Below are 13,897 nucleotides of genomic sequence, written 5' to 3'. Positions count from 1 at the left end.
ACCGCGATGAACCCGGCCGCACCGCGACAGGCCCGGCCGTACCCGCCGCGTCCCACGAACGGAGATCCCGTCCATGACCCTCACCCGCACCACACCAGGACTCGGACTGACCGACCTGCCCAGGAACGGCGGCACCGTCCTGGTCGCCGGGGACGGCGGCCTCATCGGCAGCCACGCCGCCCGCGAGTACAGCCGGCTGGGGTGGACGGTCCACGGCGTGAGCCGCCGTGCCCTCGACGACGTGCCCTGGCAGCACCACAGCGTCGACCTGCTCGACGCCGAGAGCGCGACGACCGGCCTCGCGGGCCTCGGGGACGTCACGCACCTCGTCTTCGCCGCCTACATCGAGAAGCCGACCGACGCCGAGCTGATCGAGGTCAACGACGCGCTCCTGCGCAACACCCTCGACGCACTGCGGGCCGCCGGCGCCCCGCTCCGCCACGTCACGCTCTACCAGGGCGGCAAGGCGTACGGCCATCACCTCGGGTACTTCACGACGCCGGCGAAGGAGAGCGACCCGCGGCTCGTCGCCCCGCACTTCTACTCCACGCAGGAGGACCTTCTGCGGCAGGCCGCCGCCGGCCGGGGTTTCGCGTTCACCGCGCTGCGCCCCGAGGGGGTGACCGGCTATGCGACCGGAAATCCGATGAACCTCCTGCTCGTCATCGGGGTCTACGCCGCAATCTGCAAGGAACTCGGTCTGCCGATGCGGTTCCCCGGCACCCGCGCCGCGTACGACGTGCTGTACCAGACCACCGACGCGGAGCTGCTCGCCCGGGCGACCGTGTGGGCGGGCTCCGCCGGGACCGCCGTCGGCCAGGTCTTCAACGTGACCAACGGCGACCAGTTCCGCTGGTCCGGCCTCTGGCCGCGGTTCGCCGAGCACTTCGGCATGGACTACGCCCCGCCGCAGCAGATGTCGCTCGCGCAGGCGATGCCGACCCGCGCGGACGTGTGGCAACGGCTCGTCGACCGTCACGGCCTGGTCCCGACGCCGTACGAGAGGCTCGTCGCCTGGCCGATCGGGGACTTCCTGTTCCACCACGAGGCGGACAACATCACGTCGACCGTGAAGATCCGTCAGGCGGGTTTCGCGGACGCACTCGACTCGGAGACGCGACTCCTGCACCTGTTCGACCGCCTGGTGGAACAGAAGGCGCTCCCCCCGTTCCGCGACCGCTGAACCACAACGCCGCATGGGTCCCCTCCCCGGCTTCGGCCCGGGAGATCGGCCCAGTTCGAGGCTCCCGGAGTGGTGCGGGTCGTAACAGTCGGCATGTTTTCGGGTCTCCGGGGCATCACGGCGATCACCCGCGCACGGCTCCGTCGCGCCGTAGCCACCGGCTGAACGGTATTGCGGACCAACCGAATTGAGCTTGCTCCGAAGGTCCTCCTGTTGGAGGCTGAGGCATGCGGAATCTACCGACGTTCATTCTTGTCCACGGGGCCTTCGCGAACTCGTTCTCGTTCGCGCCGCTGCAGGCCGAGCTTGCCCTGCTCGGCCACCGCTCGGTCGCGGTCGATCTTCCGGGGCACGGGTTCGAGGCGACGTTCCCCGCCGCCTACCAGGCTCCTCAGGACCTCCACGTGCTCGCCGCGGAACCGGGGAACATCAAGGGAGTCACACTCGCCGACAACGCCGCCCGCGTGATCGACGTCCTCGAACGGGCGAAGCGCAACGGGCCGACCGTACTCGTCGGCCACAGCAGGGGCGGCGCCACGGTCACCGCGGCCGGCAACGCACGGCCCGAGCTGATCGACAGGATCGCTTACGTCTCCGCCTGGTGCCCGGTCGACCTGGACGTCGGCGCCTACTACGCCGAGCCGGAGATGGCGGAAGTCGATCCGGGCGCCTTCGCTCCGGCGATCGCCGGAAACCCGGCCGAGCTCGGTCTGCTCCGGATCAACTTCCGGACCGCCGACCCGACGGCACTCGCCGCGTTCCGACAGGCTTTCGCCGCCGACCTCACCGATGACGAGTTCCGGACGTTCCTGAACACCTTCCAGCCCGATGAGAATCTCGACGTCGGTACGCCCACCGACCGGGCACAGGCCGCGACCTGGGGCCGGATTCCCAAGACCTATGTGCGTCTGGCCGACGATGCCAGCATTCCGCTCGCCATGCAGGACCGTATGATCCGCGAAGCCGACGCGCTCACACCCGACAACCCGTTCGAGGTCCGGACACTCGAAGGGAGCCACCTGCGCTGGCTCGTCCACCCGAAGCCCGCCGCCGAACTGCTCGCAAACCTCGCAACACGCTGACACCCCGCCGGGCGATCGGCGGTGCCGCAATGGCCGAGTCCGACGAACGGACCTCGTTCCGGGGGACGTACGGGTCCTTGGGCCGTGCCAAGGACCCTCTGTGGCGCCAAGGGAGTGCCCATGAGTTACGGCCCCATGGCGGCGCTCCTCGCCACGGTGGGCTGACGGGCGGCAGCCGAGATCGGCGGATCACGCGGATCCTCCGGGTGTGACGAGTCCGGTCTCGTAGGCGAGGACGACGGCCTGGGCCCGGTCGCGCAGGTGCAGCTTGGCGAAGATCCGGGCTACATGGGTTTTCACCGTCGACTCGCTCAGTGTCAGTTCTTGGGCGAGTTCGGTGTTGGACAGGCCCCTGCCCATGAGTGTCAGCACCTCGTGTTCGCGCGGCGTCAGTGCGGCAAGGTCGCGGTGGACGGCGGGGAGCGACGATCCCGAAGCGGTCCGTCCGGTGCGGGAGCCGTAGCGTTCCACCAGGCGGCGGGTGATCGAGGGGGCGAGCAGTGCGTCACCGGTGTCGACCAGGCGTACGGCGGCGGCGAGATGTGCGGGGGTGACGTCCTTGAGCAGGAAGCCGCTGGCGCCGGCGGCGAGGGCTGCGTAGACGTAGGAGTCGAGGTCGAAGGTGGTCAGCATGATCACTCGGCAGCCCGGGGTCCGCACGAGGACGCGGCGGGCGGCTTCCAGGCCGTCCATGGTCGGCATACGGATGTCCATGAGGACGACGTCGGGGCTCAGGCGGCGTACGGCGTCGACGGCCTCGGCTCCGTCCGCGGCCTCGCCGACCACGTTGATGCCGCGCGCGGTCAGGATCAGGCGGAAGCCGGTGCGGACCAGTTCCTGGTCATCGGCGATCACGACCCGGGGGCCTGGATCGGTGGGTGTGGTCATGGCCGGTCCAGGGGGATCCGGGCGCGGACCCGGTAGCCGCCGCCCAGGCGGCGCCGGGCGTCCAGGTCGCCGCCGTAAACGGCGATCCGCTCCCGCAGGCCGATCAGTCCGCGTCCCGCTCCGTCGGCCCGGTCCGTGACCGGGCGTCTTGGGAGCGGTGCGGAGGCGGCACCCGACAGGACGCTCGGTCCGCTGTTCAGCACCTCGACGCGCAGGTAGTGCTCCGCGTACCGCACGGTCACCTCGGCCTTCGCTCCGTCTCCGTGTTTGAGGGCGTTGGTCAATGCCTCCTGGATGATCCGGTAGGCGGTGACGTCGATCCCGGTCGGCAGGGTGCGGGGCTCCCCGGAGATCCGCACCTCCACGGGTAGGCCGGCGAAGGCGATCCGGTCGATCAGCGGGCTGAGCCGGCTGAGGCTGGGCTGTGGTGCGAGGTCCTGGCTGTAGGGTTCGTCGTCGCCGGTCTGCGCGGGGGCGAGCAGGCCGAGCAGGTGCCGTAGCTCGGTCATCGCGGTCCGTCCGGCGCTCTCCACAGCGCCCAGCGCGGCCTCGGCCTCGGCGGGCAGGGTGGCCAGCACCTCGCGGGCGGCACCGGCCTGGACCACCATGAGGCTCACGTTGTGGCTGACGATGTCGTGGAGCTCGGACGCGATCCTGGCCCGCTCGGCGTCGACCGCCGTCCGCGCCGCGCTCTCACGCTCCCGCTCCAGCAACCAGCCGCGCTCTTCGATGGCCGCCCGGTACCGCCGCCGCGCCCTGATGAGCGCCGCTCCCAGGAAGGCGACCGCCGCGCACGCCGCCGCCAAAACCGCGACCAGCCAGATCAACCCTGAACTCCTCACTCGCACAAGCCTCGCAGCTCGACGCGCCCCTCCGCGTCATGCTCCGGGTCCAGCCCCCTACATCCCCAGGATGACCGACGGGGTCGGTTACACCCGGGGAGGGACGTCGCGCCTGTTCCGCCGCTTCTAGGTTCATGCCATGACTACTGATCTGGACAGCTCCCCACAGGTCGTCGTCCGGCTGGACGGCGTCCACAAGGAATACGGCGACACGAAGGCCCTGGACGGCGTCTGCCTGGAGATCCGTGCCGGGGAGGCGGTCGCGGTGATGGGGCCCTCCGGGTGCGGCAAGTCCACGCTGCTCAACATGGTCGCCGGCCTGGACCGCCCGACGTCGGGGACGGTGCAGGTCCACGGCCGGGACCTGGAGAAGCTGAACGAGACCGGGCTGGCGCTGTTCCGGCGGCGGCACATCGGCATGATCTTCCAGTTCTTCAACCTGATCGACGACCTGCCCGCACTGGACAACGTGGCGCTGGCCGCCCAGTTGACCGGCACGTCCGCCCGGCAGGCGCGCCGTCGTGCGCTGGAACTCCTCGACGAACTGGGCATCGCCGACCGCAAGGACTCCTATCCGGCCGCATTGAGCGGAGGCGAGCGTCAACGCGTGGCCGTGGCAAGGGCGCTGATGAACCGTCCGGCCCTGCTCCTGGCCGACGAGCCGACGGGCGCGCTGGACAGCCGCTCGGGCGAGCAGGTCATGGACCTGTTGATCGACCTCAACCAGATCGGGCAGACCCTGCTGATCGTCACGCACGACCCACGCCTTGCCACCCGCTGCGCCAGCCGCCTGATCGAGGTCGCCGACGGCCGAGTAGCCCGGGAAAGCACGTTGGAGCCGACCGCATGAGCGCCGTGTGGAGGGCCTCGCGGGCGGCCGTAAAACGCCGCAGACTCCAGACCTTCGTCATCGGACTCGTGGTCCTGTGCTCCACCACGACCGTCCTGCTCGGGCTGGGGTTACTGACCGCGGCCTCGGCGCCCTTCGACAGAGCCTTCGACCAGCAGCGCGGCGCCCACACGGTGGCGGCGTTCGACCTGTCGAAGGCGTCGAGTGGGCAGTTGGCGCGGACAAGCCGCCGCCCCGGCGTGGAGGCCGCCGCCGGGCCCTTCGGGCAATCCCTTCTCGAGATGTCCGAGGACTGGCTGTGGATGCCGGCCGGTTCCCTGTCCGTCGTGGGCCGGGCCGGTCCGGACGGCCCGGTGGACCGCATCCGCCTCCTGGAAGGCCGTTGGGCCACCGCTCCCGGTGAAATCGTCGTCAACTGGCCCGTCGGCGGTACACCCGGCCCGGATCGGCTCGGCACCGAGCTCACAGCCCGTGGAGCCCCGCCCCTCACCGTCGTCGGTTTCGCGACCAGTATGAGCAAGTCCGCCGGAGCCTGGGTCTCGCCCGAGCAGATGGCCCGCTTGCAGCCGACCACCGCCCAGATGCTGTACCGGTTCACGCACGCCTCGACCGACCGGGAGCTGCGTACCGGCCTCACCACGGCCACCGCCGAACTGCCCGCCGGCTCACTGACCACCGCACAGTCCTACCTCACCCTCAAGCAGGCCTTCTCCGCACAGGCCGACGCGTATCTGCCGTTCATGACACTCTTCGGCGTCCTCGGCCTTCTGGTCTCCGTGCTGATCGTCGGGAATGTCGTCAGCGGGGCGGTCGTCTCCGGGCACCGGCACATCGGCGTGCTCAAGTCGCTGGGCTTCACCCCGAACCAGGTGCTGGCGGTCTACCTGACGATGGTCTCCGTCCCCGCAGTCATCGGCTGTGCCCTCGGCACCCTGATCGGCAACGCGGTGGCCGGCCCCATCCTGCGGGTGGCTTTCGCCGGCATCGACACGGGCAATGCCTCCATCGGTATCAGCTGGTGGCCATCCGTGGTCTGCCTGGTGGGCATGCCCGCTCTCGTCGCCGCAGCCGCCCTGATCCCCGCCGTGCGTGCGCACCGGCTGCCCGCGGCCCAGGCGATCACAGCAGGCAGTGCATCGCGGACCGGACGAGGGCTGCGCATCCAGCATCGGCTCGGCGGAACCCGGCTGCCACGTGCCGTGAGCCTTGGACTGAGCCAGCCGTTCGCCCGACCGGGCCGCTCCCTGTTGACCATGGCGGCCATCGTCCTCGGGGTCACCACCGTGACCCTGACGACCGGTCTGACCAGCACCATGGTCGCGTTCGTCGGCAAGGACGACGGGGCCGACCGGGTCCACGTGGAGGCAGGTTCGCCCGCACGCGGCCGGACCGCTTTGAAGCTGAGCGACCTTCAGTTCGAACAACGTCTGCGCTCTCTGCCCGGGGCGGACAGGGTGACCGCCCGCGCGCTCACCAGAGTGAGCCTCGCCGGTCACACGCAGACCGTGTTCGCCGACTTCTACCGTGGGGACACTCAGGACCTCGCTGCCCGTGTCGTCAAGGGGCACTGGCCGGACGGTGACGGAGAGGCCGCGGCCGGGCCGGCATTTCTCACACAGCACGGGCTGTCAGTGGGCGACCGGGTCACCATCCAGCTGAACGGCACGCAGGTACCCGTCTCCATCGTGGGTGAGCTTTCGGACGGCAATGCCAAGGCGCTGGCATCCGGCTGGCGGACTCTGAGGCAACTCGACCCCACGACCCGGGCCGTCGAGTACACGGTCCGACTCGCTCGCGACGCCGACGTCCAGAACTACGTCGAAGCGGTCAAGGCAGCCGACCCGGCTCTCCGCCCCGTGGTGCAGAAGCCTGACAACACCGTGACCAAGACCGTTGTCGGCTTCGCGTCGGTGTTCACCGTGCTGCTGGCCGTCGTCGCCTCGCTCGGGGTCTTCAACACCGTCCTGCTCAACGTCCGGGAGCGGCGCCGCGACCTGGGCATGCTCAAGTCGATCGGAATGACGCCCCGCCAGGTCATGACGATGACGGTGTCGTCCGTCGCGGCGCTGGGCGTCGTCGGCGGGCTCCTGGGAATCCCCCTGGGGATCGTTGCGCACCGGCTGGTCGTGGACCACGTCGGAGTGATCTCGTTCCCCGAATCCGCGAAGCAGGTGTGGCACGTGCCGCAGTTGGCCGCTCTCGTCCTGGCAGGCGTGGCGATCGCCGTCCTCGGTGCGCTGATCCCGGCGAGGTCGGCAGCGCGGCTCACCATCGCCAAGGTGCTGCACAACGAATAGCCGGTCTCCCCCTCGGTGAATTTCTCCGCCGGACCGCCCACGCCCTCATCGTCCTGAGCACGGCGTACGGTCGGGAGCCGGACGTCTCCGAGGCGACTGCGCACCCTCCGGTCCCGGCCGTTCACCCCGTGCGAAGAAGCAGCACGGGGTGAACGCGTCACGCACTGCGCCGCCACCCTGCACGCCTCCGGGCCGAACGGCCCCGCCCCATCAGATTCTCAACTGATCGCCCCTGACCGCGGAAACGAAGGACGCCCAGCCGGCAGACGGGAACACAAGCACCGGTCCGTGCGGGACCTTGCTGTCCCGCACGGGGACTACGGCGGCGAAGTCGTCGGAGACCTCGACGCACTCGCCTCCGTCCTGATTGCTGTAGCTGCTCCTGCGCCAGGCTGCGGCACTCAGGTCTAGGGGTCGCACAGCACTTCCTCCAACATGGCCAAGACGAACTTCCGCGACTCAGCAGGCGACAACGCCAGGTCGCGCATCGCATCGTATGCACAATGCAAGCGCTCAACTCTCGCGTTTTCCTCGATGAGATCGCCCCAGTAGCCGTTCTCCGTGTAGGCCACCGTACGTCCGTTCGTCAGCCGCAGGAACATCACAGTGGCGTTCATCAGGCCATGCAGCCCGGCACTCAGCGGAAGCACCTGCATCGTCACACTGGGCCGCTCCGCCACGTCCACCAGATACTCCAACTGCCCGCGCCACTCCCCCACATCGCGCAACGGTGTCCGCAGCACCGCCTCCGACAGGATGGTCCGGAACGAAGGGGCCTTCTCACCCTCCAGCAGCTCACGCCGCCCCATCCGCGCGTCGACCTGCTGGTCGAGTTCCTTGCCCTTGAGCCCTCCCGCCGCCAGTACCTCCCTCGCGTACCCCGGCGTCTGCAACAGCCCCGGCAGCACGCTCACCGCGAAGTGCCACAGGCTCACCGCCTCCGCCTCCAGCGCCATGTACCGGCGGTACCGCTCGCGGAACTGCGTGTGGTCCCCGGCGGCCAGTTCCCACAGGGCCAGCAGCAGGCCCGGGGTTCCGTAGTGGGTGTCGAGGGCCTGGACGACCTCCGGACTGCCGATCGTCTCGCCCTTCTCCATCTTGCCGAACAACGACCAGTCCCAGCCCAGCCGTTCGCCGAGCGCCCGCAGGCTCATACCGCTCGCGGAGCGTAACGTCCGCAGTTCCTCGGCGAACCGCTGGCGGGGTTCCTGGCTGCGGCCGGTGATGGCGCGTCGCTGCGACATACCGCTCCTTCCGGGACGTGCTGATGGCTGGCGGCCGATGACTGATGAACGACGTGACCGTGTGGGGCGCGTGGACTCCGTGGAACCACCTCCACACGCCGGGGACTCACCACCCCGTCCACGGCGTGGGCGACCGCACCCCGGGCATTCTTGTAACGACCGGACTACGCAGCGTAATTCATCCAGCGCAGTCGGGTCGGGGGATCGGCGAACCCGCGTCGATCGCCGCACGCCCGCACACGGCCCACCGCACCCTGCCGAGGACCCCATGCCGCACACTCCCAAGATCCACGAAGCCCTCGAGGCCCGTGACGCCCTCGCCACCGCCCTCACCCGGGCCGGTGTCCAGCTCCCCGCGATGGACGTCCGTACACCGTGGGCGGACGACCGCAGAACCGGCGAGGCCCCGTACGCCCTTGTCCACCTCGGCGTGTGCTCGGCCCCGGTCGCCCTCGCGCTCGCGGACGTGATCACCAGGGGGGTTGCGAAGGGAAGCTCGGCGGACAGCGCGGCGGGAGTCGTCGAGTGACGGACGACGTCAACTTCGGTGTCGGCCACCTCCCCGGTGTCGGCGCGGCCGTCCGCGACACCGTGCGCGACCGCATCGGGCGGGTCATGGGGTGCGTGGGTCCGTACGTTCAGCTCCGCCCGCTCGCCGGTGGCCGAGAATGGGACGCCGACCCGCTTCACCTGTGCCCCCTCACCCCGTCCGAGCTGCTGAGCGCCCTCGTCGCCGAGGCGAACGCCCGCAGCAGACAGCCAGGGTGACGGCGCTCAGCCTCCATGGGCGTGCCATGGACGCTGTCGGGCCGGCCGGCCGCATGTTCCCCGGCACTCGGGGACGTTGTGCCGGGGCGAGGTCGGGAGATCGGTGCCGGTGCGATGAGACCCGGCGGGCGTGGCTATCCTCGTCTTCCCCACTGGTCCTGACCGCAGGAGAGCCGACCGTGCGCAATGCCGCCGTGACACCCGGGGGTGACCGGATCCGCTGGGTCGAGCTGCCGGGGCAGGAGCCCTCCCGCGTCTACGTGCACGGTCTGGGCGCCACGTCGCCCGCCTACTTCGCGCAGGTGGCGGTGGATCCGCTGCTGGCCGGCCGCCGTTCGCTGCTGATCGATCTGCTCGGTCACGGCCTCAGCGACCGGCCGACGGACTTCGACTACTCCCTGGAGTCGCACGCCGATGCCCTCGCCGAGGCGCTGACCGCGGCGGGGGTCGCCGGCGCGGAGCTGATCGCGCACAGCATGGGTGGCTCGGTGGCCGTCGTCCTGGCCGCGCGGCACCCGCACCTGGTGGCCCGGCTGGTCCTGGTCGACGCCAACCTCGACCCGATCCCGCCGCGGCCCGGTGCCCTCGGCAGCAGCGGTATCGCCGCGTACTCCGAGGAGGAGTTCCTGGCGGGCGGCTGGGAAGAGGTCCGCGACCGGGCCGGTGAGCACTGGTGGTCCACGATGCGCCTGGCGGGCCGTGAGGCGCTGCACCGCAGCGCGGTCCACCTCGCCCGCGGCACCGTCCCCACCGTGCGCGCACTCCTGCTCGACCTGAAGGTCCCCCGCACCTTTCTGCTGCCGGAGGCCGACGGCCCGCTGCCCGGCGCCGACACGCTGGAGGCGGCGGGCGTGCACGTGGTCGCGATCCCGGAGTGCGGGCACAACATCATGCTGGACAACCCGGAGGCCTTCGCCCGCGCCGCCTCGGCCGCGCTCGCGGACTGAGAAAGCTGTCCCGTTGTCCCGTCCCTACGGGTGTACGCCCTGCGACCGGGGCGGCGCCGTCGACCGGCGGGGCACGAGCGAGGGGGTCGCCACGGGGCGGGGCCGGACCTCCTCGCCGGCGATCACGTCGAACAGGACTTCGGTGACCTCCGCCCCGAACCGGTGCACGTCGTGGCTCATCGCCGACAGGGTCGGATGCGTCAGGCGGCACAGCTGGGAGTCGTCCCAGGCCAGCAGGGACAGGTCGTCGGGCACGGAGACGCCCATTTCGGCCGCCACGCCCAGTCCCGCGACGGCCATGATGTCGTTGTCGTAGACGATCGCCGTGGGGCGGTCCGGCGTCAGCAGCAGTGACCGGGTCGCCCGTGCGCCTTCCTCTCCCGAGAAGCCCGTGTCGACGTGCCGGCCGCCGTCCAGGCCGAGTTCCTCCAATGTCCGCTCGAACGCCTCCGCCCGGATGGCGCTGTGGCCGAGTCCGGCGGGTCCGCCCACCCGGGCGATGCGCCGGTGGCCGAGGGCCGCGAGATAGCGCACGGCCTCGGCCACGGCGGGGGCGTCGTCGGTCCACACCGACGGGAAGCCGCCGGTGAGGTCCGGGTGCCCGACGGCCACCGCGGGCAGCCCGAGCTCCCGCAGCGGAGCGATCCGTGGGTCCCGCCGGTGGAAGTCGACCAGGACGGATCCCGCGATCTGGCGTTCCTTCCACCAGCGCTCCTGGAGGGTGATCTCCTCCTCCAGTGAGCCCACCAGGCGCAGCAGCAGGGAGCAGTTGCGTTCGGCGAGCACGCTCTCGATGCCGGAGATGAACTCCATGTAGAAGGGTTCCAGGCCCAGCAGCCGGGCGGGCCGGCAGATGGCCAGTCCGATGGTGTCGACCGACTGCCGCGACAGACTGCGCGCAGACGAGTTCGGCGCCCAGCCCAGTCGGCGGGCCGCCGCGAAGATGCGGTCACGGGTGGCCTCGGACACCCCCGATTTGTGGTTGAACGCCAGCGACACCGCGCCTTTGGAGACTCCGGCGGCCGCGGCGACGTCCTTGATGGTGACGCGTTCGGAGGGTGCGCCCGGCGTATGGGGGGCATGGGGCGTACTGGGTGGTGTGCTCACGCCGGTTCCACACTGGAGAATGCGCTGCGCACGGCGTTGGCGCCGGTGTCCACGGCGTTCCCCACCCGTAGCCGGATCGTCTCGCCGGGCAGCAGGGTGCGCAGTCCGAAGTCGCAGACGGCGTCGGGGCCCAGCCGGTCGGCCCGCAGGAGAAGGTCCCGTACCAGGGTGTGCGCAGTGACCACGACCTCGACACTACCGCCACCGCCGCTGCCGCCGTCACCCTCACCGGCGCCGTCTCCCGCGTCGGCCGGACCCGTCGGTCCGACCGGGGTCCGCACGACGACGTCGTAGCGCGGGGCGGGGTAGGCGAAGTCCTTGTCGGCGACGGGGAAGTACAGGGCCCGCAGGCCTTCCTCCCTGCCCCCGCCCCCGCCCGTGCCCTCACCCGCATCCGTGTCCGCCTCCGCATCCGCGTCCGCGTCCGCGTCCGCGACGAGGAACTCCTTCGCGGACGGCACGTCCGGTACCAGGTCGCCGGGCACGGTCCGGCGGCTCACCCGGCGCGCGGGGACGGTCAAATCGAGGACCTCTTCCACCAGTACGGTGCCGTCCGCGCGCATGCGGCGCAGACGCACGGCGGTGTGCCACGGCTCGGCGGACTGATTGATCACGGCGAGCACCGGGCCGCCGGTGTCGCCGTCCGGGCCCGGCTGGAGCGTCAGGAGTCGGTCGGCGTAGACCCGGCGCAGCTCGTGGTACAGCGGCTTGGGGCGGCCGTCGCCGTCCACCGCGGACCACGAACTCACCGGCCAGCAGTCGTTGAGCTGCCAGACCACGGTGCCGGCGCACACCGGCCAGTGCGACCGCCAGTGCTCGATCCCGGCGGCGACCGCGCGGGCCTGTACGACCTGGGTGAGGTAGTGCCAGCGGTCGAAGTCGTCCTCGGGGAGCGTGAAGTGGCGCTCCACGCCCCGGTTCAGCTTGCCGTTGCCGTCCTCGGCCTTCTGGTGGTGGAGCATGCCGGGTGAGTCGGGGGCGAGCCGCTCCCCGGGGAGCGCACGCCTCAGGGTGGCCAGCGCCGGCGGTGCCTGCCAGCCGAACTCCGCCACGAAGCGCGGCACGCTGTCGCGGTACTCGGCGTAGTCACGGCGGTTCCACACCTCCCAGGAGTGGTGGGTGCCGTGCGCGGGGTTGTTGGGGTGGTGGTCCCAGGAACCGGACCAGGGGCTGCCGGCGGTGTAGGGGCGGGTGGGGTCGAGTTCGGCGACGACGCGGGGCAGCAGGTCCAGGTAGTACCCGCCGCCCCAGGAGTCGCCCCGCAGTCCGGGCTCCCAGTCCCAGTCGCGGAACCCCCACAGGTTCTCGTTGTTGCCGTTCCACAGGACGAGGCTCGGGTGCGGCATGAGCCGGACCACGTTGTCCCGCGCCTCGGCCTCCACCTCGCCGCGCAGGGGCTGTTCCTCCGGGTAGGCGGCGCAGGCGAAGAGGAAGTCCTGCCAGACCATGAGGCCCAGCTCGTCGCAGAGGTCGTAGAAGGCGTCGTCCTCGTAGATGCCTCCGCCCCAGATCCGCACCAGGTCCACGCCCGCCTCGGCGGCCTGGCGCAGCCTCGTGCGGTAGCGCTCGGGGGTGACGCGGGAGGGGAAGACGTCGTCGGGGATCCAGTTCACGCCGCGGGCGAAGACCGGTAAGCCGTTGACGACGAAGGTGAACGCGGTGCCGTGTTCGTCCGGTGAGCGGTCGAGGGTCACGTCGCGGAACCCGATCCGGCGCGTCCAGGAGTCGAGCGGCAGGTCCTCCGCGGGGGTTTCGGCGGTTTCCGCTCCCTGGTCGACGAGGGTCACCTCCAGGTCGTACAGGGGCTGTTCGCCGTATCCGCGCGGCCACCACAGCCGCGGGTCGGGTACGTCGAGGGTCAGCACCGCCCCGGTCCCGTCCACCGCGGCACGGGCCTGCGCGCCGCCCACCGCGGCGCGTACCTCCAGGCGGTGGTCCGCGCCCCGCTCGGTGCGCTCGACGTCGACGCGCACCTCCACCCTGCCCATGCCGTCGCGGACCGTCACCAGGGGGCGGACGGTCGCCAGCCGCGCCGTCGACCAGTGCTCCAGCCGGACCGGGCGCCAGATCCCGGCGGTGACCAGCGTCGGCCCCCAGTCCCAGCCGAAGCCGCACGCCATCCTGCGGATGTACTGGAACGGCTCGGGGTAGGCGTTGGGCCGTTCCCCGGTCAGCGCGCGCACCGCCGCGGCCTCCTCGTAGGCGGACGTGAACGCGACGTGCAGCAGGCCATGGCGGCCCGTGACGTCGAAGCGGTGGCGCCGGTGCATGTTCCGGGTCCGGCCGAGCTCGTACCCGTCGAGGGTGATCACGGCGGCGGTGTCGAGGCCGTCGAAGACCAGGTCGGTCCGCTCGTGGCGGTCCGCGGCCGTCTCGCCGGGCGCCAGTTCCCTGGTGTAGGTCCAGGCCCGGCGGCCCACCCAGGCCACCTCGGGCTCGTTCAGCCCGACGCAGGGGTCCGGGATCAGGCCGGCCGCGAGCAGGTCGACGTGCACACAGCCGGGGACCTGAGCGGGTAGGGGGCTCCCGTCGTGGACGAGGTTCCATCCCCCGGTGAGCTGGACGGCTTCCTTCATGAACGGCTCCTTCGGCAGGACGGCCCGGCCCTCTCGTGTACGGCTCCGCTCAAACTAACGGCAGCCTACTGAACCGGTCTAGTACGCCCCGGCGCCGTATCCGAGGCGCGGGA

13 protein-coding genes are annotated in these 13,897 nt (G+C 71.0%); 7 read left to right on the top strand and 6 right to left on the bottom strand.

Annotated elements, in window-relative coordinates; all coding sequences use genetic code 11:
• The first annotated feature begins 73 nt into the window (after positions 1-73).
• Together OHB56_RS31610 and OHB56_RS31605 are read left to right on the top strand one after the other, a co-directional pair.
• Positions 74-1,183 (top strand): SDR family oxidoreductase, encoded by a 1,110-nt coding sequence (locus OHB56_RS31610; protein WP_406356968.1) that lies wholly within the window; start codon positions 74-76, stop codon positions 1,181-1,183.
• Positions 1,184-1,410: 227 nt separating this feature from the next.
• Complete coding sequence (locus OHB56_RS31605; protein WP_406356966.1) at positions 1,411-2,265, top strand: alpha/beta fold hydrolase; 855 nt, start codon at positions 1,411-1,413, stop codon at positions 2,263-2,265.
• A gap of 189 nt (positions 2,266-2,454) precedes the next feature.
• On the opposite strand, the gene OHB56_RS31600 is transcribed toward OHB56_RS31605, so the two are convergent.
• Both OHB56_RS31600 and OHB56_RS31595 read right to left on the bottom strand, forming a co-directional pair.
• Positions 2,455-3,153, bottom strand: coding sequence for a response regulator (locus OHB56_RS31600; RefSeq protein ID WP_406356965.1), 699 nt, complete (start codon positions 3,151-3,153; stop codon positions 2,455-2,457).
• The gene (locus tag OHB56_RS31595; RefSeq protein WP_406356963.1) at positions 3,150-3,980 is read right to left on the bottom strand and encodes a sensor histidine kinase; all 831 of its coding nucleotides are present in this window, start codon (positions 3,978-3,980) and stop codon (positions 3,150-3,152) included. Before OHB56_RS31595 ends, OHB56_RS31600 begins: the two co-directional genes overlap by 4 nt.
• 154 nt (positions 3,981-4,134) lie before the next feature.
• On the opposite strand from OHB56_RS31595, the gene OHB56_RS31590 reads away from it, so the two are divergent.
• The gene (locus OHB56_RS31590; protein ID WP_406356961.1) at positions 4,135-4,845 is read left to right on the top strand and encodes an ABC transporter ATP-binding protein; all 711 of its coding nucleotides are present in this window, start codon (positions 4,135-4,137) and stop codon (positions 4,843-4,845) included.
• The gene (locus OHB56_RS31585) at positions 4,842-7,142 is read left to right on the top strand and encodes an ABC transporter permease (protein ID WP_406356960.1); all 2,301 of its coding nucleotides are present in this window, start codon (positions 4,842-4,844) and stop codon (positions 7,140-7,142) included. Before OHB56_RS31590 ends, OHB56_RS31585 begins: the two co-directional genes overlap by 4 nt.
• A 210-nt stretch (positions 7,143-7,352) precedes the next feature.
• On the opposite strand, the gene OHB56_RS31580 is transcribed toward OHB56_RS31585, so the two are convergent.
• Both OHB56_RS31580 and OHB56_RS31575 read right to left on the bottom strand, forming a co-directional pair.
• Complete coding sequence (locus OHB56_RS31580) at positions 7,353-7,562, bottom strand: DUF397 domain-containing protein (protein WP_406356958.1); 210 nt, start codon at positions 7,560-7,562, stop codon at positions 7,353-7,355.
• Positions 7,550-8,386 carry a helix-turn-helix domain-containing protein gene (locus OHB56_RS31575; RefSeq protein ID WP_406356956.1) on the bottom strand — a complete coding sequence of 279 codons (837 nt, stop codon included), beginning with the start codon at positions 8,384-8,386 and terminating at the stop codon, positions 7,550-7,552. The genes OHB56_RS31580 and OHB56_RS31575 overlap by 13 nt, the downstream gene beginning before the upstream one ends.
• 268 nt (positions 8,387-8,654) lie before the next feature.
• On the opposite strand from OHB56_RS31575, the gene OHB56_RS31570 reads away from it, so the two are divergent.
• The 3 genes from OHB56_RS31570 to OHB56_RS31560 all read left to right on the top strand — a co-directional run bounded on the left by OHB56_RS31570 (position 8,655) and on the right by OHB56_RS31560 (position 10,101).
• Entirely contained in the window at positions 8,655-8,915 is a 261-nt protein-coding gene (locus tag OHB56_RS31570; RefSeq protein WP_406356954.1) for a hypothetical protein, read from the top strand.
• A complete protein-coding gene (locus OHB56_RS31565) occupies positions 8,912-9,154 on the top strand; it encodes a hypothetical protein (RefSeq protein WP_406356952.1) in 243 nt (80 codons plus the stop codon). Before OHB56_RS31570 ends, OHB56_RS31565 begins: the two co-directional genes overlap by 4 nt.
• Before the next feature lie 179 nt (positions 9,155-9,333).
• The gene (locus tag OHB56_RS31560) at positions 9,334-10,101 is read left to right on the top strand and encodes an alpha/beta fold hydrolase (RefSeq protein WP_406356950.1); all 768 of its coding nucleotides are present in this window, start codon (positions 9,334-9,336) and stop codon (positions 10,099-10,101) included.
• Between the two features lie 24 nt (positions 10,102-10,125).
• Here the strand turns inward: OHB56_RS31560 and OHB56_RS31555 are convergent, their stop codons facing one another.
• Together OHB56_RS31555 and OHB56_RS31550 are read right to left on the bottom strand one after the other, a co-directional pair.
• Positions 10,126-11,208, bottom strand: coding sequence for a LacI family DNA-binding transcriptional regulator (locus tag OHB56_RS31555; protein WP_406356948.1), 1,083 nt, complete (start codon positions 11,206-11,208; stop codon positions 10,126-10,128).
• Positions 11,205-13,784: a glycoside hydrolase family 2 protein gene (locus OHB56_RS31550; protein ID WP_406356946.1), complete on the bottom strand. Its 2,580-nt coding sequence runs from the start codon at positions 13,782-13,784 to the stop codon at positions 11,205-11,207. Before OHB56_RS31550 ends, OHB56_RS31555 begins: the two co-directional genes overlap by 4 nt.
• Positions 13,785-13,897: the final 113 nt, after the last annotated feature.

The sequence above is a fragment of the Streptomyces sp. NBC_01635 genome (assembly GCF_045209715.1).
GTDB classification, from domain to species: Bacteria; Actinomycetota; Actinomycetes; order Streptomycetales; family Streptomycetaceae; genus Streptomyces; species Streptomyces hirsutus.
Note: the sequence above shows the minus strand (reverse complement) of the source record. Positions and strands in the feature narration are given on the sequence as shown.